At 49.6% G+C, this 20,373-nt stretch carries 22 protein-coding genes; 2 read left to right on the top strand and 20 right to left on the bottom strand.

All coding sequences use genetic code 11. From position 1 onward, the window contains the following. Positions 1–6 precede the first annotated feature (6 nt). From AT705_RS17920 to AT705_RS17905, 4 genes are all read right to left on the bottom strand, one after another. Positions 7–1,029 carry a homocysteine S-methyltransferase family protein gene (locus AT705_RS17920; RefSeq protein WP_157576918.1) on the bottom strand — a complete coding sequence of 341 codons (1,023 nt, stop codon included), beginning with the start codon at positions 1,027–1,029 and terminating at the stop codon, positions 7–9. Positions 1,030–1,084: 55 nt separating this feature from the next. Beyond that, complete coding sequence (locus tag AT705_RS17915) at positions 1,085–2,032, bottom strand: homoserine O-succinyltransferase (RefSeq protein ID WP_049865796.1); 948 nt, start codon at positions 2,030–2,032, stop codon at positions 1,085–1,087. A gap of 111 nt (positions 2,033–2,143) precedes the next feature. After that, positions 2,144–5,320 carry a hybrid sensor histidine kinase/response regulator gene (locus tag AT705_RS17910; protein WP_167551996.1) on the bottom strand — a complete coding sequence of 1,059 codons (3,177 nt, stop codon included), beginning with the start codon at positions 5,318–5,320 and terminating at the stop codon, positions 2,144–2,146. 11 nt (positions 5,321–5,331) lie between these two features. Continuing rightward, the gene (locus AT705_RS17905) at positions 5,332–6,276 is read right to left on the bottom strand and encodes an ABC transporter substrate-binding protein (RefSeq protein ID WP_058797622.1); all 945 of its coding nucleotides are present in this window, start codon (positions 6,274–6,276) and stop codon (positions 5,332–5,334) included. Positions 6,277–6,416: 140 nt separating this feature from the next. Between AT705_RS17905 and AT705_RS17900 the strand changes: the two genes are divergently transcribed. Together AT705_RS17900 and AT705_RS17895 are read left to right on the top strand one after the other, a co-directional pair. Then, the gene (locus tag AT705_RS17900) at positions 6,417–7,508 is read left to right on the top strand and encodes a response regulator (RefSeq protein ID WP_058797621.1); all 1,092 of its coding nucleotides are present in this window, start codon (positions 6,417–6,419) and stop codon (positions 7,506–7,508) included. Positions 7,509–7,633: 125 nt separating this feature from the next. Then, positions 7,634–7,978 (top strand): hypothetical protein, encoded by a 345-nt coding sequence (locus AT705_RS17895; protein ID WP_058797620.1) that lies wholly within the window; start codon positions 7,634–7,636, stop codon positions 7,976–7,978. A 146-nt stretch (positions 7,979–8,124) separates the two neighbouring features. Here the strand turns inward: AT705_RS17895 and AT705_RS17890 are convergent, their stop codons facing one another. The 16 genes from AT705_RS17890 to AT705_RS17820 all read right to left on the bottom strand — a co-directional run bounded on the left by AT705_RS17890 (position 8,125) and on the right by AT705_RS17820 (position 20,365). Next, positions 8,125–9,135, bottom strand: a complete 1,011-nt coding sequence (locus AT705_RS17890; protein WP_058797619.1) for a phage late control D family protein — start codon at positions 9,133–9,135, stop codon at positions 8,125–8,127. 2 nt (positions 9,136–9,137) lie between these two features. Continuing rightward, positions 9,138–9,350 (bottom strand): tail protein X, encoded by a 213-nt coding sequence (locus AT705_RS17885; protein WP_010385140.1) that lies wholly within the window; start codon positions 9,348–9,350, stop codon positions 9,138–9,140. 9 nt (positions 9,351–9,359) lie between these two features. After that, entirely contained in the window at positions 9,360–9,815 is a 456-nt protein-coding gene (locus tag AT705_RS17880; RefSeq protein WP_010385141.1) for a phage tail protein, read from the bottom strand. 27 nt (positions 9,816–9,842) lie between these two features. After that, positions 9,843–13,514 carry a hypothetical protein gene (locus AT705_RS25590; protein WP_058797618.1) on the bottom strand — a complete coding sequence of 1,224 codons (3,672 nt, stop codon included), beginning with the start codon at positions 13,512–13,514 and terminating at the stop codon, positions 9,843–9,845. Positions 13,515–13,672: 158 nt separating this feature from the next. Next, a complete protein-coding gene (locus AT705_RS25980) occupies positions 13,673–13,798 on the bottom strand; it encodes a hypothetical protein (RefSeq protein ID WP_257721227.1) in 126 nt (41 codons plus the stop codon). 5 nt (positions 13,799–13,803) lie between these two features. Beyond that, the gene (locus AT705_RS17870) at positions 13,804–14,061 is read right to left on the bottom strand and encodes a phage tail assembly protein (RefSeq protein ID WP_010385143.1); all 258 of its coding nucleotides are present in this window, start codon (positions 14,059–14,061) and stop codon (positions 13,804–13,806) included. Positions 14,062–14,162: 101 nt separating this feature from the next. Beyond that, positions 14,163–14,672, bottom strand: coding sequence for a phage major tail tube protein (locus tag AT705_RS17865; protein ID WP_010385144.1), 510 nt, complete (start codon positions 14,670–14,672; stop codon positions 14,163–14,165). Beyond that, a complete protein-coding gene (locus AT705_RS17860) occupies positions 14,672–15,832 on the bottom strand; it encodes a phage tail sheath C-terminal domain-containing protein (protein ID WP_010385145.1) in 1,161 nt (386 codons plus the stop codon). The genes AT705_RS17865 and AT705_RS17860 overlap by 1 nt, the downstream gene beginning before the upstream one ends. A 113-nt stretch (positions 15,833–15,945) precedes the next feature. Continuing rightward, positions 15,946–16,281 carry a GPW/gp25 family protein gene (locus AT705_RS17855; RefSeq protein ID WP_058797617.1) on the bottom strand — a complete coding sequence of 112 codons (336 nt, stop codon included), beginning with the start codon at positions 16,279–16,281 and terminating at the stop codon, positions 15,946–15,948. Then, on the bottom strand, positions 16,278–16,595 hold the full coding sequence (locus tag AT705_RS17850) for a PAAR domain-containing protein (RefSeq protein ID WP_058797616.1): 318 nt from the start codon (positions 16,593–16,595) through the stop codon (positions 16,278–16,280). Before AT705_RS17850 ends, AT705_RS17855 begins: the two co-directional genes overlap by 4 nt. A 2-nt stretch (positions 16,596–16,597) precedes the next feature. Further along, positions 16,598–17,341, bottom strand: a complete 744-nt coding sequence (locus AT705_RS17845) for a phage baseplate assembly protein V (protein ID WP_082669032.1) — start codon at positions 17,339–17,341, stop codon at positions 16,598–16,600. Further along, the gene (locus AT705_RS17840; protein ID WP_058797615.1) at positions 17,338–17,919 is read right to left on the bottom strand and encodes a hypothetical protein; all 582 of its coding nucleotides are present in this window, start codon (positions 17,917–17,919) and stop codon (positions 17,338–17,340) included. Before AT705_RS17840 ends, AT705_RS17845 begins: the two co-directional genes overlap by 4 nt. Positions 17,920–17,993: 74 nt before the next feature. After that, positions 17,994–18,206, bottom strand: coding sequence for a hypothetical protein (locus AT705_RS17835; RefSeq protein WP_058797614.1), 213 nt, complete (start codon positions 18,204–18,206; stop codon positions 17,994–17,996). Next, positions 18,203–18,994: a hypothetical protein gene (locus AT705_RS17830; RefSeq protein WP_058797613.1), complete on the bottom strand. Its 792-nt coding sequence runs from the start codon at positions 18,992–18,994 to the stop codon at positions 18,203–18,205. The genes AT705_RS17835 and AT705_RS17830 overlap by 4 nt, the downstream gene beginning before the upstream one ends. A 237-nt stretch (positions 18,995–19,231) precedes the next feature. Further along, a complete protein-coding gene (locus AT705_RS17825; RefSeq protein ID WP_058797612.1) occupies positions 19,232–19,531 on the bottom strand; it encodes a hypothetical protein in 300 nt (99 codons plus the stop codon). Positions 19,532–19,552: 21 nt separating this feature from the next. Then, positions 19,553–20,365 carry a hypothetical protein gene (locus AT705_RS17820; RefSeq protein WP_058797611.1) on the bottom strand — a complete coding sequence of 271 codons (813 nt, stop codon included), beginning with the start codon at positions 20,363–20,365 and terminating at the stop codon, positions 19,553–19,555. Positions 20,366–20,373 lie beyond the last annotated feature (8 nt).

Raw genomic sequence — 20,373 nt, 5'->3', positions numbered from 1 at the left:
TACTTCCTAATTAAGATTACAGGCTTCAAGGCCCGCCAAGCGCATTCTGACTTCAAGCTCAGGTAAGGTACGCGGCGCGACCTGCTTGAGTCCATTTACAAAGGCGCTAATATGTTCAGGCGTGGTACCACAGCAGCCACCGACGATATTGATAAAGCCTTCTTTACCCCAGTCGATGATTTCCTTTGCCATGTCATCAGCTTCGAGATCATACTCACCAAATTCATTCGGCAAGCCCGCATTAGGGTGCACGGACGTATAGGTTTCGCATACCCGCGACAATTCTTCGACATAAGCACGTAACAGGTCGGGGCCCAACGCACAGTTCAAACCAATAGAGATTGGTTTGATATGACGAATAGAGTTGTAAAACGCTTCGGTTGTCTGGCCCGACAAAGTGCGCCCTGACGCATCCGTGATAGTCCCGGAGATCATAACCGGCAAAGTGATACCGGTTCGTTCAAATGCTTCTTCCACCCCGTACGCTGCTGCTTTGGCATTAAGCGTATCGAAGATGGTTTCAATCAGGATCAGATCCGCGCCGCCCTCAATCAGGGCTTCGGTAGACTCAATATACGCTTCCACCAGCTGATCAAACGATACATTCCGATAGCCCGGATCATTCACATCTGGTGAAATAGAACAGGTTTTTGAGGTCGGCCCCAGAACACCTGCGACATAACGCGGTTTACCAGGGTCTTTGGCTGTGAACTCATCACATACCGAGCGCGCAAGCCGGGCTGATTCGACGTTGATCTCCCGGCTCAGGCTGGCCATGTCATAGTCTTCCATGGAAATGGTGGTGGCATTGAAAGTATTCGTTTCAATAATGTCCGCACCCGCTTCGAGGTATTCGCGGTGGATCTGACGGATCACTTCAGGTTGAGTCAGGCTGAGCAGGTCATTATTGCCTTTGATCAATACATGCCAGTCTTTAAAGCGTTCGCCGCGATAGTCCTCCTCCTCAAACTTATGTTTTTGGATCATGGTGCCCATGGCCCCATCGAGGATCAAAATACGCTGTTGCATGGCCGTTTTGAGCGCCTCAGCAATGGCTGCGCCGTCGGCCGCAGTGGTGATATGTTTATTCGGCATAATTGTTAGTCCTAACATCCTGGCTAACCAGATTAATATCGTACGGAGTGGTCTGGTAAACATAGTAGTTTAACCAGTTGGAGAATAACAAAAAAGCATGGCTTTGCCATGTCTTGGATGGCTTTGCAGACGCATCGTCTTTTGGAAAGTAATTCTCCGGCTTAGGGGCATCCGGACCTTTTTCGCAATCGCGAAAATACTCTTTGCTAAGGGTATCTGCATCATATTCCGGGTGTCCGGTAATATACACCTGGCTACCCGATACATTTTTAATTAAATAGGCCCCGACTCGTTCGGACCCGGCAAGCGTCACCAGATCCTCACAGGCATCAATTTTACTGGCTTCGATATGACCATAGCGTGAGTGGGGTACCAAGAATTCATCGTCAAACCCGCGCGTCAAAGCGCCATGTTCAAAGTAACACTGATGACGAAACACGCCACATAGTTTGTCTTTTTTCAACTCACGCTTCAGGCCGTGATGATGGAATAAACCTGCATGCGCTGCCCAGCAAGAAAACAGGGTCGATGTGACATGATGCTCGGCCCAGTCGAAAAACGCCTGTAACTCTTCCCAGTAGGTCACGTCTTCATATTCAAGGTGCGCAAGTGGCGCACCTGTGACAATCAGCGCATCATAGTTTTCTGTTCTTACATCAGAAAAATAGCGATAAAACATATTAAGGTGTTGCTCTGAGTTTTCAGAACTACGGTGGGTATCCAGACGCAACAGATCAACATTTACCTGAAGCGGTGAATTAGCCAACAGACGAATAAACTGTACTTCAGTTTCTACTTTATTCGGCATCAGGTTGAGTATGGCCAACCGCATTGGCCGGATCTCCTGCGTACTGGCACGGCTTTGCGGCATCACAAAGACATTCTCGTGGCGTAAATGGCTGATGGCAGGTAAATCGTCGGTGACTGTGATTGGCATGGTATTCCCCTCAGTGACTGGATCTCTGTAACGCGATCCACTTTCCAGCGACATTATGAAGCAATGGGAATAAATTTCAACTTCTAGATGTTTAGCCGTCTAAATTAAAATTTACACTCCAGACTCTGCCAATGCAGCTTTTAGCGCCTGACAGGAGCGCGCCAAAGTCGCCTCCAGCGCCTGAAGCAAACTCGCCTGCTGTGGAGTTTGTTGCGTAATCGCCTGCTCCAGCTGTGCCGCCAGTTCAGCACAGCGCAACAACCCAAGGTACCCAGCTTGTCCCTTTAATGTATGCGCCATTCTGGCAGCCGCTTCAAAATCCTTATCCTGCAAACTCTGCTCAAGGCGCTCACAAAACGAGCTTTGTGCCACTATAAACTTATCGGACATTTTTCGATAAAAATCTGTGTTGCCATTCACATGCTTAAGGCCCTGCGCCATATCTAGCAAATCACTGTCTGCGCTATCATGCGAAGGAACTGGCTCAGGTATTGCCGAATAAGGCTGCACAGGCTCCATAACAACTGACACCTCGGGCATGCTCGGCTGAGATTGACGACAAAGCCATTGGTAAATCTTTTGATAAGCCAGCTCAACATTAATTGGCTTGGCGATGTGATCGTCCATACCACACGCTTTTATCTCTTGCAGGTCATGGTGCATCACATTCGCCGTCAGGGCAATAATTGGCACCTGGCGATAAGCCGATATTTTTCTGATCTCCCGGGTCGCGGTGTATCCATCCATCACGGGCATCTGGCAATCCATTAGGATCAAATCAACAGCCGATTCTCGTATTTGCTCCAGCGCTTCCTCTCCGTGTTCCGCTGTACATACCCGCATACCCGCGTCAGTCAGTATTTCCTGTGCGATTTCCCGATTAATATCATTGTCTTCCACCAATAACACGGTTGCCCCTTCAAGCACCGCCGAGACTGCCCCTTGCTCGATTTTCGCACCAATCTGTACGCCGGGCTCGGCAGCAATCTCACCAAGTGGAAATGTAATCTCGACAAAAAAATGTGCACCTCTTCCTTCGCTACTTTCACACCAAACCCGGCCTCCCATGAGTTTCACCAGGTTTTTACTGATTGCCAGACCCAGACCGGTTCCCCCATATTGTCGGGTAGTCGAAGCGTCAGCCTGAGTAAAAGGGGCAAACAAAGTTTGCAACTGACTCGATGAAATACCGATTCCGGTATCAGATACAGTGAACAGTATCTGTACGTTAGATTCTGTAGACGCTTTTGCAGTTAGTTCCAGAGTGATACTGCCAGAATGGGGGGTAAACTTAATCGCATTACTGAGCAAATTCAGCAATACCTGGCTGAGCCTGAGCGTATCCCCTATCAGGACTTCAGGTAACTTAGGGTCTTGCCTTACCGCAAAGCTCAGTTGTTTCTCGTCAGTCCGGGCCGCAATCAGACCACAGACATGCTCTATGAGGGTCTGCAAACGAAACGGCACAGACTCCACACTGAGTTTTCCAGCCTCTATCTTAGAAATGTCCAGAATGTCATTCAGAAGTACCAGCAGATTATCTGCTGCATAACGTATTTTTTTCAGATAGTTATGCATTTTTGGTGGCGCATCCATTTTGAGTGCCAGATGTGTTAACCCGGTAATTGCATGCATAGGTGTGCGAATTTCATGAGACATATTGGCGAGAAACTCTGACTTAGCACGGGTCGCACTTTGGGCGGCCTGCATTGCTTCCAGAAGCTTTTTTTCAGCTTCTTTGCGCTCCGTAATATCACGAATAATAGCAGTAAAATAATTGGCCTCGCCCACCTTAGTTTCGGCAACAGCCAGATCGATGGGAAAGCATCGACCACTTTTATTGCGCGCTGTCACTTCACGTTTATTATCGATGACTTTTTTTACGCCGGTATCAAAGTAATTCTGCATATACTGATCATGACTACTGCGATAGGGCTCAGGCATCAACATGCGCAGATTTTTACCCTGCACTTCATCAGGCGCATAACCAAACATCTCCACCGCCGCCGGGCTAAACTCCTGAACTTCTCCCTGCGTGTTAATCACTATAATGGCATCCGCAGCCGTGTCTATGATGGCGCGAGTCATCGCTTGATTTTCTATCAATGACAGTTCTTTGTGCATCTGCTCAGATATGTCCTGAACAATACCGACCATTTTATAGTGCCCGGTGTTACTGTCTTCACACCGCTCAGCGACGAGTCGAATAAAACGGCATGTATCGCCACTTTGCAACTCATAATTAAAGTCATGATGCTGTTGCTGCTTATCAAAAATAGCCAGCAATGCTGGCTCGGATACAACATCAGTGTGGCCAAACAAAGTGCTTAACGTCACAGGCTGCGCAGGAGATGCACCAATGATGTCGTAGGCCTCCTGGGATAAATGTACTAAACCGCTTTCCAATTCGAGCTCCCAGCGACCCAGGCGGGCCATTTTTTGTGCCTGCTCATAATTCAGGTTGGCGCTTTGCAGCTCAGCAGTACGTAGCTTCACCCTGGATTCAAGCTCGCACTTATTTTTATCCAATTGCGCAATGTGCTCACTAATGGCATTGGAAGCCCAGTTAAATGTCTCTGTCAGCGTTGCAATTTCTTTAAACCCATAACGGACGCTCTGACGTGTGTAAGTGCCATCAGCGAGTAAAGTTGCCTGTCTTGCCAGCTCCCCCAATGGCGCAATAACCCCTTTTCTTAACAATACTATCACCACCAGGATCAACCCCCCACAGCCGACCCACATCAACGCCAGGTTGAAGCGAATTTTGCGCCACAACATTTTCTCGCTCAATGCCAGATCATAATTTAAATAAATCAGCCCCAGCCGGCTAGAGCGCAACTCAGTGCCAGACGGCAAAGCAAAGCTTTGCAGCGCTTCAAGTGTGTTATGATCCGTCGAGAGCACCATGGATGGCATGTGACTGCTCATCGCGGTTTTAAGCGCCTGTTTGGTATGATGACTGGCAACGTCCTGTAATGATTTACCGATATCAGCAAAGTGATTACTGAATAGTATTTGCCCCGTTTCATCGGTCACCGCAATGTTTGCAACTTCCGGAACCGTGCCGATAATAGATAAATCATGCCGAATTTCCTCGGATTTATTCGAACTCAGGTTCACTTCGACATGACGTTTCAATGTCAGTAGCAGATAATTAGCATGTGATTTGTGGCTTGATTGAGCGGCATCCCGACTCCCCGTATAAATGACCATAGTGCTCAGGCTCAGTACTGCGAAGCAAAGTACTAATATCCCCACAGGCACCCAAAATGCCAGGGACGTTGGCACACCTGGGCGTCTCATTGCGTCACAAACCTCGCGTCAACTAAATCATCGACATCGTTAATTTCTGCAATCATATTATGCTCAAGCAAAACAGCTAACAGCTGGTCAGCAGTGACTTGCAAAGGAGGTGGAGTGCCTGTCCCCACCAGCAAGTCACGATTGGTGGGCATATCGGCCAATGCTATCCCATCAAGTGCTGCCAAAAGTTCATTGGGCTTTAATCCAAGTCTGGGAGACATCAATTGCGCAGCTGTTTCAGGATTGCTTTTTATAAAAGCGAGGGCAGCAAACTGAGCGGAAATAAGTGTTTGCAGGGCATCAAAATGATGAGAGAGCTGTGCCGTCCGAACCACCAGCACATCAACAATTTTGCCCGGTATTTGGGCGCTATCAAAGATAACCTTGTGGTCCTGCTTAACAAGCTGGGTGGTCACCGGTTCAAACGTCACAACCGCATCAATCTCACGTGACTGAAAAGCGCGAAAATGCTGATTCACTGGCATATGGACAGCATCAACGTCGGCCATGCTCAATTGCGCGGCATCCAGCGTTTTGTGCAACATCAGTGCGCCAACAGCCGTTTGCTCATAGGCAATCCGCTTTCCTTTGAGTTGTGCCAATTCAACAATCGGTGCTCTGGCAACGACCGCATCAGCCCCATTTGAGACATCCATAATCAATACAATTTTGAGCGCAATACCTTCAGACACCAGGAGCAGTGCTTCATCCAGCGTCAGTGCAGCCACTTCAATACGCTCATGCCGAAATGCATCCATGGTGTCAGTGGCAGACAATAACTCTACCAACTCAATGTTATCTGCCAGCAGACCCTTTTGCTTCGCCAGATAGAGGGTCTCATAGCCCGGCCACAAATTGAGTCCCACCCTAAGCTGGGTACGCGGTGCATCAGAACACCCGACAATCAGTGCAAATGCGAGTACTAACAACAAAAGTTTCACTTCGTGCCCCGTCCATTAGGTCATTGGTAAATTTTCTTTTTGTATTCTAGTCTTGATTTGAGAAGTTGGGGGCTAAAGGTGAAAATAGCCGTATTGTTGGACCTCCAATCACGACAATATTTACTAAACAGGTGAACTGAATGGAGACCATACTGATCGTTGATGATGACGAGTTTGTTGTGGAATACCATACACATATGCTGTCATCACACTATCATACAGAGGTTGCAGAGGACGGCGAAACAGCGCTCAAACGGGTCGATTCATGTTCGCCTGACCTGATTTTAATGGACATTCAGATGCCCTGTATGAACGGCTATGAGGCAGCCTATAAAATCAGGCTTGCTGGTCACACCATGCCCATTTTGTTTTTTTCAAATCTGAGCTCATTAGAGGAGCGCTTGAAGGCCTATGATGCGGGTGGCAACGACTTTATTGCCAAACCGGTCGATGAACAAGAGCTACTCAAGAAAGTCTCTGTGCTGCTAAAAGCACACAACGCCTGCCCTGGCGATGCGGAGGAAGTCGCAGTCAATGCACTGTCGGACTTGTCGTCGCTCGGTTATGTGATGGGGTTTTATCGGGATAGTTTTCAATGTGGTGATTTATCTCATCTCGCACAGGCTGTCTTCAAACTCACCCAAGGATTTGGCCTGAAGTGCTCGTTGATTATTCGCGATCAAAAAACCAACCCCTGCTTTTTTGACGACGGGATAACCAAAAATATCGATGCCGCGTTGTTGGAATCATTGCAAGGTGCTGGCAGGATCATGGCCTTTGGTAAGCACAGGGCGGCATTTAACTGGCGTCATGCGTCTTTACTGGTTAAAAACATGCCAGTTCATGACAACAAAGTGGGCATTATTCGGGATTATCTCGCTTACGTAATGGATGGTGTGGAGCAATGCGTCAACAAGGTGTTATTGGAACAGCAATTGCGCCAGACCATTGTGCAATTTAAAGCACGAAATACAGACATTAAAGCTGGCATAGTCACGCTGATTGACGACCTTGAAGTGCAGCTCGATAGCTTATTTTCCAGCATGAGTATCGACAATGAGCTATCAGAAGAAGCCGAGCAACAACTTATCACCCTGATCCAGGCAGCAAGAGCCTCTGCCGACACTAAACTTGAGTCAGGCAAAGAGATTGAGCAACAGCTCGTAAGTCTCATAGAGACCCTAAATGAACACCCTGCCAGTGCAAGCAACAACGACATTGAGTTATTTTAACTCACCTGGCGCCCACCTCAACACCTAGAACGCGTTAACATAACTTTCAAAAACAAAAACATGGTTACACTTACCTTTTATATGTACACTGTTGAAGATATCAATAATATACATAAGGAAACAAAGTGAAAAAGCTCATATTAGGTTGCGCACTTTTAATGGCAAGTCAGGCTCAGGCAGCCTGGATCACTGTCAGTGGTAAGTTGAAAGATGTGGTTGTATATTCCAGCAGAGATACTATTTTGGTGACGCTCGAGTCTGTTACCAGTGACATTAATACCACCTGCTCGAATAAAAGAACACTGGCCGTGAGCCACAGCTTACCAACCGAAAGACGTAACCGCATGTACTCAATGCTATTGGCTCGTCAGACAGCGGGGAAAAATGTCAGCCTGACTTATGAAACGACGAGTTGTGAATCATGGGATGCAAATAGTGCTGTATACAGCCGTATCGTACGCATGTATTAATGCGTTCAATTTGTTCTGGCAGATCTGAATTGTGAATTTGGTCTGTTTTGACGTGGCACCATGTACGGCATGAAAGACTGCACATGGTGCTGAGTTGAAAGGCAATAAGAAAGGACATAATCACATCAAGTGATGTGACGGAGGGGTTAGCTTGGTTGCTCAGCGGTAACTTGGGTCATAAAGCCCTGTGACGTCAGCTGATGCGTGACTTCTTTGATAAACCAATCACCTTCAAGATGATCGACCGTTTTATCAACCTTAATTAATGCCCCGGCAACTATGTCTGGGTTACCTGGTACCGTAAGTTGTACAGCGCCATGAGCACGCTGCAGGCGTGTTAGCTGACTGTTTGCAGCCGCCTGGGCACTGGCTTCATCCGGATACAGATAAGGTAAAGTGATCATCGGTGCCCCACCCCCTGCCTGGACGGCGATCCGCGATGCCTGCTCTGTATCATGGTAATAGCTCTGAACAGCTCCCACTAAGTGACAATGATTGCTGACCCGGGACCAGTGTATGATGTGGTTTTTCCCCAAAGTCGCTGAAGTCACGGTTTGTCCGGACAAAGACCGTCCGGTCCCTTTGGTCACAAAAAGCAGCTTATCTGCTGCCACTTTCATTACTGCGTCATAACGCTGGGCAAGGCGAGTAAGCAACTGCATATCACTCTCACTTTGCTCCAAATGAGGCAGGCTAATATTCTGCAATGTGTCACTCACACCACTTTGCAAGCCATACTCAGACGCTATTTGCTCCACCAGCTCGCCCAGTGTGACTGGTGTTTCATTACCCTGCTCAGGCCAGGAGCGATACCTTGGCGACTTAAAGTCGGCATCCCACATGATGCTGTTACCATATAAAGTGAGTGCCCGGGCAGGACCGCTGAGCTCGTATGCCCCCACATCAAACTTGCCTACTGGTGTTAATGCTGCGTGGTTGTCAGGCGTACCATCTTTGTAGCCCAATGCGATTTCAAGTATGTTACCGGGCTCGGGCAGTTGAATTGGCAACTCTTCCAGGTTGTCGAAGCGCACAACACATACGTCACTGAGCAACCCGGTTCGCTGCGTCACACTGACTTCAACAATCCGATCTTTGAGGCTTTGTGTGACTTCATTACCGTTTGCTTTGATGGAAAAATAGGGTTGTTGCTTCATGGTTAATCCCAGATATTGATCACGTGCTTGGTCTTAGGCTTGGGCAACTCCGGCAGGAAGATTTCGATGCCAGCCGGGTAGATAGCACCTAGCCCGGCTAGCCCAGTGTTTGCACCGAGCACCTTTTCCACGGTCCCTGAGCTCTGCCCGTAATGCCGGTAACAGATCAAGTCCAAGCAATCGCCATCGCGTGTTACATAATTAACCCCTTTCATAACGTCTCCTTATTCGGGTTCCTTCAATGCCGCCTGATAACGGCTCAATCGCATTGAAAACTGTATCTCTCTTGGAATACCATCATTAAAAAACAAGGTTCGAGTCTCACTAATACTGCTGATCACCCATTTGCCCAGCACCCGGCCAACACTGGGGTTGGTCTTGCCACTTTCCTCCACATAGCCCAGAGTCAGAGGCTGCCCTTTGGCCGCTTCCTCGCGCATATAGTCGAGCTGTTTGAGTCCATTTTCGACAATTTGCGGAAAGATGGTGCCTTCCAGATCCAGGGTTTGCTCACCAACCCCGATAAACTGCATCAAAGGGCTGTTTTTATTGGTTGGAGCATCAAGAGACTTCCAGCGATATTGTGTGTCGTATTTCAATTTATTGAATGCCGCAGTACTGACTGAAAACTTGTAGTCGCCCAGCTGCATCATGTGTCTGGCATGATTGGTATTGCTCATTGTTCACCTGAATTATAAATTGTGGGCTCAAGCCACCTGATTAAAATAACGCGCATTCAAGTCCCGAATGGCCTGTTGTTGTTGCTGTTCAAGGATCTGCTTAACCTGAATAGCAATGTCCTGAGCCTGCTCACCACTGCGTGCGTTGACTGTAATATTGGCGTTGACTGTTACCTGCGCGGCCTGATGGGATGTGGTACCATTTTCAGACCCAGGCGTTGTCTGCGGTATTGCTGTACCTTGCGAGCCAGACAGCATCTCTGGCGTGGTTGCAAGATTAGCCTTACCGGCTGCGTCTTCACCGGACTCAGCCGCTTTTTCTTCGCTAAACCAGCTGCCAATTTGCGAGCCAACTGCTGCATTGGTGATAAACCCAGCCAATGGCGCAGCCATCTTCAACCAGGGATTACGGCTTTTCTCCATCAAACCACTCACCGCTTTCGCAGAGAACATGCCTCCAAGCGTACCGCCAATCACTTGCGCTTTTTGCGAGCCACTCAAAGTATCATCATTGGCAGCCTGCCAGACGGTGTGATAATTCAGCGCATCACCGACAAAGTTGCCAACTCTGGCCACTGTATGCGCACGACTTTTGTTATTCCCGCTGAGTTCAGCAAACGCAGACACAGTGCCCGCGGCCAAATTAAACGGATTGATAAACTGGTTTTTGATGAAACCTTCGGCAACATTAAGCAGGCCATTGCCATCGCTACCTGATGACGTGGCGCTCGGCGTACCATTCCCCTCCGCGGTCAAATGGGTTGTCCCGACAGTGCTTTTTACATCTGGTGTTGACTGGGGTTTGGCAGGTTCATCATCAACAAACCAGCCTCCCAGCTTTTCGCCCAGCCAGCCACCAACAGACTCACCACCCATCGCACCCAATGCGCCGCCGACCAGGCCGCCTATAGCAGTGCCAATACCCGGGATCACAGAGCCAATTGCGGCCCCAGCGGCTGCCCCAGCCCAGGCACCACCTGCACCACCCACAGCGCTGCCAACCTGTTGCGTTTTTTGCTCTGCGCTCAGGCTGTCATCCGACAGGGTAGTCGCAACATCCACGGCGCCCATCACTGCACTTAAAGGAGCAGCCAGTTTACCGAGCATTTTGGCTCCGGGCAGACGACTGAATAAGCCGCCTTTTTTCCCTGCGAACTGCCCAAGTTTACCGGCCTTTGCGTCATTTGCCGCAGCCTGAACAGGTATCGATTTAGATGTCGCGCTAGGGAGCTGCCTGCCAGCATCGAGCGAGCGAATAGCGTTGCCTTTTGCTACGGGTTTGCGTTTATGCTGACTGGCTGTATTTTTCTCCGGTGCAGAGTCAGCCTGGTTGTTGCGTTGCCCTTTGTTACGCCCTCGCTTACCACCAGGCTTGCCCTGCGACTTGCCTTTGTTTTTGCGCTTACGTGGCTGCTTTTTCTCTTCTTCAGGTTCATCCTCTAAATGTCCGTCGAGTTCATCAAATACATTGGCCCCTTCTGCGTCGCCACCAGTGTCGCCAAACAAACCCGAGCCACTTAAGAACTCAGACGCGGCATCACCCAAAGAGGATAAATCACCGCTCATCAGCCCTTTAAAGTCCAATTTGCTGAGCGCTCCTTGATGTTGTGCCAACAAAGATGCCGCACCGTCCATACCGAACGCATTCAGCAGATCCGGTGCAGCGGAGACCAGCGAAGACAAATCGCCACCCAGCACGCCTTTCACATCCAGCTTCTGGAACACCCCGGCATGTTGTTGCAGCAATGAAGCCGCATCATCCATACCAAAAGCACTCAGCAGCTGAGGGCCGGCTTCAGTCAGAGACGACAAATCGCCACTCAAAAGCCCGTCCACATCGAATTTCTGTAGTGCTGGTAAAGCCGACTCGAGTAAAGCGCCTGCATCTCCCAGATCCAGCGCTTTAAGTAGATCCGGTGCGGCACTCATCAAGCTGGAGACATCGCCCTGAACAATGCTTTTTAAATCCAGCTGAGCCAAACCTGGAATTGCAGTTTGCAGCTTATCTGCGGCATCACCCAACTCAAAGGCGCGTAATACCTCAGGCGCTGCGTCCAGCAAACTGCTCAGGTCACCTTCCATAATCGCCGACGCATTGAGTTTGTTGAGCACCGGCATGGCCTTTTGCATCGCAGCCGACACCCCTGGCATGTCCAGCGCTTCAAACACAGCCGGAGCAACCTCACCCAGTGAAGCCAGGTCGCCACGCATGACTCCCTGAATATCCAGCTTTTGCACAATGCCTGCATGTTGTTGCAACACAGCCGCAGCATCTTCCATGCCCAGAGCATTCAGCAGCTCAGGTCCGGCTTCAGCCAGTGAAGTGAGATCACCACTAAGCAACCCATCAACATCAAACTTTTGTAATGCTGGCAGCGCCGCGGCCATAGCTGTGCCAGCGTCACCCAGCTCCAGCGCACTTAATAACTGGGGGGCAACCTTCATCAGACTCGAAACATCGCCCTGAGCAATGCCTTTAAGGTCAAGTTGTGTCAGGCCTGGGATGGCTGCCTGCAATTTGTCTGCAGCTCCTTCCAGTTCAAATGCGCGCAGTACCTCTGGCGCGGCATCCAGTAAACTACTGAGATCACCTTCGATAATCGCAGGCGCATTGAGTTTGCTGAGCACGGGCAGGGCTTTTTCCATCGCCAGAGAAGCACCGGGCATGTTCAGTGCCTGAAATAGCTGCGGAGCAGCCTGGATTAATGAGTCCAGCTCTCCTGAAGCCAGCGCCGGCATATCCAATTGCTGAAGTGCCGGTAACGCTTGTGCGACTCCGGCCGATAAGCCGTCCAGTTCCAATGCACTGAGCACGTGAGGGACCTGCGATGCTAACGCTTGCACGTCACCGCGCAGCACACCTGACAAGTCCAACTGTGCCAATGCTGGCAATTCTGCTGCCAAAGCCTGCTGCAGCTGAGGCAAATCTACTGCATCAATCAGTGCTGGTAATGCCGTCTTCAAACCATCCAGATCGCCTTCAAACAGCGCCTTGAGGTCCTGGCTTTGAAGTGCAGGCAATACGGATTGAAACGCAGCGACTGCCTGACTCAGGTCTAAAGAGCGGCTTACCTGGGGCATCAAATTGGTCAGACTACTCAAATCAGCATCCACTGACTGAGACAGCGCAGTTACACTGGACGCATCCAATGCCTGCTCAGGGGCAGCTGCCTCACTACCCGCGTTGTGTGTCGCACTCAATTCAACTGAGCTCTGACGTTGTTCAGACCCACTCGCCGCAACAAAGCCTGATGCCGTTGCTGTCGAAATCTGGCTTACTGCACCAGGCTGAGCTACATGTTCATTCTGAGTTGCGAGGCGAACAATCACAGCGCCAAGGTTGTCAATAGACGCCAGCAAAGCGTCTGACACCTCAGAAGAAGCCGGGTTGTCAACACTCAGGTTAACCGCCCCTTCGGCTGGCGCAGGCTGACCCGATGGCCCCTGTTGTGTCAGCACAGATTGCAGGCGTTTTTGCAAATCGCTGTTTTGAGGGGCTAATAATGCCAGCGCCTGAAGCTGTGCCAGCAATTGTCCCACGGAAGCTGCACTGGCATCACTTTGTACTTGCAAAGCGTGCAGCGTCCGACCCAGTTTCGCCAGTCGCTGGTCCACGCCATTGCTCTGCGCCAGGCGATGTTTAACTTTATTTTTGGCTCCGCCAGGAGCACGAAGATGTTCGACAGTTCCTTGTTTCATAGATTTACCTGAAAGCGTTAAGAGGTGATACCAGAGAGTGAAGGGAGATGTTGTGTGGCATTGCTCAGCAGCCTGAAACAAGCCACTGAGCAATGCCCGAATATTCAGTCACAAACATGCGCAAAGGCGCATGCCTGATGATATTGACCCGCTACGGATCAGGACACGGAGGTTGCCTCTTTATAGTCAACCGCAGCATTAAACCAGTCGATTAATTCATCTTCGGTCAATGCATTGAGCTCGGTCAGGCCCCAGCCAGTGTATTTGGCTAAGGCAATAACCATGGCTCTTAAGCGCCTGGGCGGGATACGAGAAAAGCCTGTAAGGTCTCTCTGAGCTTCACAAAGTCGCTCCAGTCAAGCTCTTCGATGATATCCGGCGAGACTTCGCACAAATTGGAGAAGTAACGAATTTCACTTTCCGATTCGCTGATATCTGCCTTATCCACCATTAACCGGTCACGTACTTTTGGTCGTCTCATTGTCAGTTCGGCATACTCATGCCCATCAACCGTTATTGGAAATGCCAGGGTAATGATTTCTTTCATGCTTTTGCTCCTATTATTATTTACTCAGCGGATAGGCGGGTACCCCTTCCAGTCGCTAAACTGGCGAGGGGCAACCGCTAACTTCAAGGCAAGAACGCGAATTAAGCGCCAATCGCTGCACGTAACAACGCCATCTGATCTGTGCCATTGATTTTGCGTACATCGTTGTACAAATCAATTTCGTAGATCACTTCGTTGTTGATCTCCAGCTTGTACTTCTGCACTGTGTATTGCAGCGTTAACTTGGCTTCTTCGCCGTCTTTCCAGTTGCCCATGTCCACTTCTTTAAAGAAGCCTTCCAGCGTCACAACCACAGGCTGTGGTGGCTGACCTTGCGCCTGAATTGCACCACGTGCAGTCAAAGGCGTGGTTGCGCCACTCCAGTCACCCAGCAGCTTCATCATGTCAGCGTTGTATTCAAGTAACGTGATGTTACCTTCCAGTTTCTCAAGCTGACCTACGTCCAGCTCAATCGGTGCCTGAAAGCCCGACGTGACTTCACGGGTTTTGACTGTGACTTTTGGCAGCTGAATTTCGTCCGCAATGCCCAGGTAGCCTTTGCCGTCTACGAACAGTTTGAATTTTTTAAGGATTTTAGGAGACATTGCCATTATACGATTTCCTCTAGGTAGTTGTTTGTCAGAATGCTCTTGAAGGTGATGTGCTCAGCCGGTGTAGGCGGCGTAAAGTCAAAGCTGAAGTAAACCTTGCCAGCCTGGAGGTTTTCCGGCGAATTCAGCTCTTCGTCTGCCCAAATCTCACCGCCCAAAATCGCACCTTGCGCCTTCAGACTGTCCAGATAAGACTGCACACTTTGTTTAACGTCTTCGATGTAAGTTTTGGTGATGTTACGGTCAACCGCCCACATGTGTGCGCGCAACAGTGAATCGTTGATCATATCCGCAGTACGCACGACTGACAGGAAGGCCCATTTCGGGTCACCAGAACAAGTGCGGTTACCCCACAGCTTGAAACCATTCTGACGAATAATCGTCGCTACATCATTGGTATTCAGATGATTTGCACGAGCTTGTCGGTCACCCAGCTGGAAGTCCACTGGACGAGCTGTGCCTACAATGCCATTCATTGCCGTGTTGCTCGGGCTCCACCAGAAACCACGGTCGTTATCCGACTTGGCAATCATACCCGCAACACGGGCACTGGCTGGCTCAACTTTTTCAACACCATCTTTGAATACGCGAACATGCGGGTCAACTAGGAAGACACGACGTGAGCTCTGATCACCTCGATACTCAATGGCTTTGGCATCTGTGGTATTCGGACCATCTGCGATGATCACTGCACGCAGTCGCTCTGCCACACCCACCAATTTGCTGACAACAGGGTTCGCACCACCATCGCGCTGATGCGTATAACCCGGCGCAACCAGAATACGTGGTGCAACACCCAGTACAGACTCAGCACCCAGGAATGCAAACACCCCTTTGTATTTGCCATCATCCGTTGAGCTGTCTGTCATCGCTGCCATCACAGCAGCTTCATCTGCACCTTCAACACGAATCACAACCACTGCGGCACCCGCCTGGTCAAAAATCCCGTTCAGTGCGTCAGGCAGTGTACCCTGGGTTCCAAGCTTTTCAGCCTCACTGCGCTTACCCGCAATTAATACCGGTGTGTTGGCAGGAAATGCGTCTGTATCAGCATCAGGTGCAGTACCAATAACACCAATTACTGAGCTTTTTACAGTTTTAATAGGACGCGTACCAGATTGCGCCTCGATGACTTCTACACCGTGTAGAAATTCAGACATAGATATCTCCTTTAAAGGTATGTCAATTAGCTAATAAAAAAGCCACAGACGTGTGGCGATAAATTGGCCGCACCGTGCTGTGGCTTAAGTTGAAATAGATTTAAAAACAGAAGTTAGATTTGGATCCCTTCGATGGTTACCGGTTCACCATTGATAAGGTATAAACCTTCAATGGCGATTGATAATTTGCCGTCTCCGACCGGGTGCACCGCCACCCCTTCAAGCGCGAACCTGGGCTCCCATTGCTCAAGTGCATCAGAAATAGCAATCGTAATGTCGCCCACCAGAGAGTGCGAAAATGGCCGGTCGACCAAATCAAATAAACCGCAGCCATAATCACGACGCATCACCCTGCTTCCCCTGGGGGTCGTTACTATATCCTGAATACTTTGCTTCAAATGTTCCACGCCACCGAGTGGCTTACCCGTCTGGGCATTCATCCCTATCATGCGGCACCTCCTTTGTTGCCCACAATGAATTGCGCATACCCATCTTCAATCTTTGCGTTACAACTGCTGACATCACCCTCTCGGGCAACTGCTTTGCGCCCAATGGTAAAGCCCGGCGCCCCTTTTGTTACCGTCTGCCCTGCATGGGGCGGTAGCTTGCTGTCTTTGCTGTGTAAGTGCACGGACAATACGTCACCAACACACAACACAGCTTCTCCACCGACCTTAAAGGTGTTTTGTGCTGCTGCCACCGTGGCCGGGTTGTAATCATCGTGCAAATTGGTTTGGGCTTTATTTAATGAAATGGCTGGCATGGTTACTCCTGCGCTTTGATCATTGCACCATTGAGCAACAGATTGCCCGTCGCCGCGATGGCAATATCCTGCTCCGATGAGCTGATATTGACCTGCTTGCCCGCTAAATTCAGTGTTTCTTCTGCCGTTACATGAATGTTTTTTACTGCACTGACAGAAGCGTCATTGCCCACTGTGAGGTTGGCATCATTAACGACATTGATTGAGGCGTTGTTGCCCACTTCTACCGTGGCATTGAAACCACACTCGATACGAAGATCTCTTTCACTGTGTACCGTAATTTTTGCGGTTTCTTCACCGTCAGTATCCGGTACATAAAGATGATAAGTGTGATTTTGAGTGTCATATTCAACCAGCGCGCCATCCTGATAGCGGGTGCGGTGCACATGTTCACGACTGCTTGCCGCTGCATAGCTTTCCCCTTCACCCGCACTTAATACATGGTCTGGCTTATGATGATCTGCGGCCGCACTATAAACACTGCCCAAAATCACGCCCTGAGCTGTGTCACCACAAGGCGCAAGGACGATAACCTGCTCGCCGACCTCGGGGGCACGCCAGGTCATGTTGTGTGCCGCCATATCGGTCAGCCAGGGCAGCTTAGCCGTGATCCAGTCACCGATTTTGACTTTCACACGAGCCGTTTCATAGTCCACTTCATGCACAGTACCAAGCGTGATCAGCTTGCTTAAACGATGCTGTAAGTCAGATAAGGCTAATTCTGATTGAGCGGGGTCCGGAATCATAATATCTCCCCTGAGGGCGTTTGGGTGCTGTAGATCAACTTATGTTCATGGCCATGTTGCCCCAAATACACGTCGGTGATTGGCACGCCTGGCGACTCGCTCTGCTCAACCTGGTAATAAAATGACCAGCTCAACTGTAACTGAGCTTTCACGCCCTCACTTTGCTGACTAAAGGCAAAGGTCGTTTGCTCGGTAATAAAATATTGCCACTGGGTGGGCACGTCGTCCGCTTTCATCGCGGCTTCGCCTATGCTGAGTACCTCATCCAGCCGCTCCAGCAGCCTGGCTTTATCGCCATCCATCAACGCAATATCAAGCTGCACACTCAACACCCGCCTGTCCAGCGGATTTGGGCTGAGGTTTTTGTTGTATGCTGGTCCATAGCTGACACCGGTCTCGGTGCCTTTACTTTGCAGCTCGCTGGCCTGTCGTTCCAACTTAGGCGTTAATGTCAGTTGGGCTTGCTGGGTCAGGTCCGGGGCAACCTGGCTCGGGATTAAATAATTCACCTGAGCCACAGCCGCCAGGGACGTCGTCAGACGCTCAAGCACCTGGGTGATTAAGGTAGTTCGTTGCATAGACTTGCTCTTAGATTAAAAAGACTCGAAGACAATCAGTGAATCAGGGCGGGCGACGTGCCCGAAGGTTTTTCCTAAAAAGGAAGAGGCAAAGGTGTTTCTATCATGGCTCTAACCCGGGCCCGGTTGTCTTTAATTTCCTCGGGCACGGGAGTTCCGGTTTCCAGTTCACGGATCACATACCAGTCGGTCTTGGCCAGATAAACACGTAAATCAGCATCAATATCGAAACGTGCTCGGCCACCACCTAGCTCATCCGTTGCCTGGGTAATTTGTTCAATACTCATAGCTCACTCTCCAGAACTGGCTTTTCGAAATAACCCCAGCGTTCTTGAGGCACCCAGCCAAGCACTGTCGCAGGTAAAGCAACTAAACAACTGCTGCCTTTTTCGAGGTGAATATGAGGGCCATGGATATAGTTCGCGCCTCCTTTGGGTGGTGCACTTATTTGTTCAACCATGGTGTGCCACTCTCCGTCTGCTGGCACAAGTTTGCTAAACCGCCCTGAGCCAAACCCGACTTTACCCTGCTCCACTTTAACAAACGCACCAAATGTAATTGCCGTGTTGTAAGGCGTTCCTCCCTGATATAAAGAGTATTGGCGATTGCTATCGGTTGGATAATTGTTGACATCCAATGCGGTGATCCTGACAATCGCAAATTCTGGTTTGTGGTATTTTGGTGCTGTGCCTTGCACATTTTTCCAGAAAGCCAGTTGTTCTGACGAGCGCTGTCCTGGCTCCTTGTCAGTTCTGCTGACATCTACTATTTCTGTTTCGAAATATTTGCCATGTACTTCACCATTTAGAGTAAATCCATCGGGTATCCCCTTTGCGCCAATTTCCAGCTTGCCATTAATTTTTAACTGCTGGTTTTTGGTCAGGCGCAGAAAAGGAATTTCGTTGCGAAACGTGCCAGACGTAAAGGTATCTATCTGCGATTGAGTAGACGTAATGGCATTATTCACTTGATTTTGCATCGCATTGGCCTGTTCGGCCACCGTCTGGCACAGTGCATTGGCCCGTACGGCCACATCACTGAGTCGCTCAGTCGTGGTTTTATTGTCCGTTGACATAGTGTCTCCTGTGAGCCTTGCCTGGGTGTGGCAGGCTTAGAATCGGCAGCCCTGTGCCGCTGTTTAATTCAGGTAATAAAAAGGCGTGCATGACGCCCTAGGAAAGAGTCCGAAGTCTTGAGTTAACTTTCTCAAGCTTAGGTATATCTTACTGATTTCTTTGAGGTAAAACCGGTCAATTCTGACCGGGTCAGAGAAAAAAGAACAAGGCACGTATTCGTGTGCCTGCACTCAGGCTTACTCCTCAGAGACCGGTGTCTGAGGTAAAGGAAAGCGCGCTTTAATCTCGGCCACTTTATCAAGCCAAACTTGTTTAGCCGCTTCTGTCTGGTCGAATTGCCATTCCATGTAGAGTGGGTCTGACTCACGCGGGTAAGAAAGTCGGCGATATTCCAGCGCTTCTTCGTGCTCAAAACGAAAAGTCAGTGCTTCAAACGGCACATCTATCTCATTCATTATCAGAAATTGGCGGATCTGGGCCTCGCTCATCAGTTCACCCAAAGTCGCCAGTACGGTATCGTTGTAGATTAATTGCATATGTTGATCCTTGTTTGCGTATCAGGCTGGAGGAGCTTCGAGGTTACTAAGCCGCGTATTTAAACCATCAATATCGCTGGGTCTTGCGAACTCGGCAAATCGACCCCAGGCGTTGGCTTCCAGGTTTGCGTAACCAGATACAGTACCAAATAAGCAGATCAGTGCTTCCCCCGTGAGTGAACTCAGCAACAATTTCGCATGAGGCGCGACAAAAGCACCTCCTTGATTATTGACTTTCTGACGCGTTCCTAACAACTGCCAGCCATCTCCAAATTGAGTGACAGGCCACATTGCGCCACCCACACTGCCAGATATAACCTTCAGGTAACACCCTGTGGTCAATGCCCCCTGATGATATCCATTAGAAAAGTTATCATCGAGCCGCGCTGTCTTTTCAGGGTCTCGGGTCCACTTGATCCTTAAAATGTGAAATGGGCCGTTTACATAGCCATCGTAAACATTACTACGGAAGTTTTGTGCAACACCCGCATCTGTGTGCTCAGTATCATTGGTGCCAGGATTTGCATAGATAGTTGCCTCTTTGGTCACTTCAAAAGAGGTTAAGCCTATGGTATTAAACCCTTTTATTGCACCACTACCCAGCGGCTCCATTTGCTGGTTTCGGCTCAGTAAAATATGAGACTGCTCGCCGCGTGCACCGGCAATGTAATTTTGTATATCCTGCTGCGCCTGCTGTTTTGCTACATTCAGCTCGGCCTTTTTGGCATTCACCGTGGCGTTAATATTACCGGCATGATCTTGCACACTCTGACACAAGGCATTGGCGCGCACAGCCACCTGAGTGAGTAATTCAGTGATATTGTCTGTCGACATAATAAATC

The organism is Pseudoalteromonas rubra (assembly GCF_001482385.1).
In the GTDB taxonomy this organism is placed as follows: Bacteria; Pseudomonadota; Gammaproteobacteria; order Enterobacterales; family Alteromonadaceae; genus Pseudoalteromonas; species Pseudoalteromonas ardens.
This window is presented reverse-complemented; position numbering and strand designations above follow the sequence as displayed.

Coding starts and splice junctions, on each gene's coding strand:
- AT705_RS17920 (WP_157576918.1), bottom strand. CDS start 1,029: ATGCAACAGCGTATTTTGATCCTCGATGGGGCCATGGGCACCATGATC.
- AT705_RS17825 (WP_058797612.1), bottom strand. CDS start 19,531: ATGCAATTAATCTACAACGATACCGTACTGGCGACTTTGGGTGAACTG.
- AT705_RS17830 (WP_058797613.1), bottom strand. CDS start 18,994: ATGTCAACGGACAATAAAACCACGACTGAGCGACTCAGTGATGTGGCC.
- AT705_RS17900 (WP_058797621.1), top strand. CDS start 6,417: ATGGAGACCATACTGATCGTTGATGATGACGAGTTTGTTGTGGAATAC.
- AT705_RS17855 (WP_058797617.1), bottom strand. CDS start 16,281: ATGATAGGGATGAATGCCCAGACGGGTAAGCCACTCGGTGGCGTGGAA.
- AT705_RS17860 (WP_010385145.1), bottom strand. CDS start 15,832: ATGTCTGAATTTCTACACGGTGTAGAAGTCATCGAGGCGCAATCTGGT.
- AT705_RS17850 (WP_058797616.1), bottom strand. CDS start 16,595: ATGCCAGCCATTTCATTAAATAAAGCCCAAACCAATTTGCACGATGAT.
- AT705_RS17845 (WP_082669032.1), bottom strand. CDS start 17,341: ATGATTCCGGACCCCGCTCAATCAGAATTAGCCTTATCTGACTTACAG.
- AT705_RS17820 (WP_058797611.1), bottom strand. CDS start 20,365: ATGTCGACAGACAATATCACTGAATTACTCACTCAGGTGGCTGTGCGC.
- AT705_RS17890 (WP_058797619.1), bottom strand. CDS start 9,135: ATGAAGCAACAACCCTATTTTTCCATCAAAGCAAACGGTAATGAAGTC.
- AT705_RS17915 (WP_049865796.1), bottom strand. CDS start 2,032: ATGCCAATCACAGTCACCGACGATTTACCTGCCATCAGCCATTTACGC.
- AT705_RS17840 (WP_058797615.1), bottom strand. CDS start 17,919: ATGCAACGAACTACCTTAATCACCCAGGTGCTTGAGCGTCTGACGACG.
- AT705_RS17865 (WP_010385144.1), bottom strand. CDS start 14,672: ATGGCAATGTCTCCTAAAATCCTTAAAAAATTCAAACTGTTCGTAGAC.
- AT705_RS17835 (WP_058797614.1), bottom strand. CDS start 18,206: ATGAGTATTGAACAAATTACCCAGGCAACGGATGAGCTAGGTGGTGGC.
- AT705_RS17880 (WP_010385141.1), bottom strand. CDS start 9,815: ATGAGCAATACCAATCATGCCAGACACATGATGCAGCTGGGCGACTAC.
- AT705_RS17885 (WP_010385140.1), bottom strand. CDS start 9,350: ATGAAAGGGGTTAATTATGTAACACGCGATGGCGATTGCTTGGACTTG.
- AT705_RS25590 (WP_058797618.1), bottom strand. CDS start 13,514: ATGAAACAAGGAACTGTCGAACATCTTCGTGCTCCTGGCGGAGCCAAA.
- AT705_RS17870 (WP_010385143.1), bottom strand. CDS start 14,061: ATGAAAGAAATCATTACCCTGGCATTTCCAATAACGGTTGATGGGCAT.
- AT705_RS25980 (WP_257721227.1), bottom strand. CDS start 13,798: ATGGTTATTGCCTTAGCCAAATACACTGGCTGGGGCCTGACCGAGCTC.